At 67.9% G+C, this 1,263-nt stretch carries 1 protein-coding gene; it reads left to right on the top strand.

The genetic code is table 11. The features are described 5' to 3' along the window. Positions 1-29: 29 nt before the first annotated feature. A partial coding sequence (locus SD626R_RS00005; protein WP_092561744.1) for a DNA-directed RNA polymerase subunit B occupies positions 30-1,263 on the top strand: 1,234 nt, incomplete at its 3' end.

The raw sequence follows: 1,263 nt of genomic DNA, 5'->3' as shown, positions 1-1,263 counted from the left end.
CGTCGAACGACAGACGGCGGACGACTAACATGGCTCAGGCAGAACGCGAAGCGAAGGTGTACGTCAACGGGAGCCTCGTCGGGACCCATCCGGACCCCGAGGCGCTCGCCGAACAGATACGCGAGGCGCGCCGCCGGGGCGACGTCTCGGACATGGTGAACGTCTCGGTCAGGGACCGGACGCAGGAAGTGATCGTCAACGCGGACGCGGGGCGCGCCCGCCGGCCGCTGATCGTCGTCGAGAACGGCGAGCCCCTGCTGGGCGACGAGGAGGTCGAGGCGCTCGAACGCGGCGACATCGAGTTCGAGGACCTCATCGACCGCGGCTACGTCGAGTTCATCGACGCCGAGGAGGAGGAGGACATCCTCGTCGCCGTTGACGAGGAGGACGTGACCGACGACCACACACACCTCGAGATCGACCCGCAGCTCGTGTTCGGTATCGGCGCGGGGATGATCCCGTACCCCGAACACAACGCGAGCCCCCGAATTACGATGGGCGCGGGGATGATGAAGCAGTCGCTCGGACTCCCCTCCGCCAACTACCGGATCCGGCCGGACACGCGTCAGCACCTGCTGCACTACCCGCAGCTGGCGATGGTGAAGACGCAGACGTCCGACCAGATCAGCTTCGACAAGCGGCCGGCGGCGCAGAACTTCGTCGTCGCCGTGATGTCCTACGAGGGGTTCAACATCGAGGACGCGCTGGTGATGAACCAGGGCTCCGTCGACCGCGCGCTCACCCGCTCGCACTTCTTCCGGACCTACGAGGGCGAGGAGCGGCGGTACCCCGGCGGTCAGGAGGACCGCTTCGAGATCCCCGAACAGGACGTGCGCGGCGCCCGCGGCGAGGACGCGTACACCCACCTCGACGAGGACGGCCTCGTCAACCCCGAGACGAAGGTAGACGAGTCCTCGGTGCTGCTCGGCAAGACCAGTCCGCCGCGCTTCCTGGAAGAGCCCGACGACATGGGCGGGCTCTCCCCGCAGAAGCGGCGGGAGACCAGCGTGACGATGCGCTCGGGCGAGTCCGGCGTCGTCGACACGGTGACGCTGATGGAGGGCGAGGACGGATCCAAGCTCTCGAAGGTAAAGGTGCGCGACCAGCGAGTCCCCGAGCTGGGCGACAAGTTCGCGTCCCGACACGGCCAGAAGGGCGTCGTCGGCCACCTCGCCCCGCAGGAGGACATGCCCTTTACCGAGGAGGGGGTCGTCCCCGACCTCGTGATGAACCCGCACGCGCTGCCGTCGCGGATGACGGTCG

Origin of the sequence: Halorubrum sp. SD626R (assembly GCF_001261915.1) — an archaeon.
Taxonomy (GTDB): domain Archaea; phylum Halobacteriota; class Halobacteria; order Halobacteriales; family Haloferacaceae; genus Halorubrum.
Note: the sequence above shows the minus strand (reverse complement) of the source record. Positions and strands in the feature narration are given on the sequence as shown.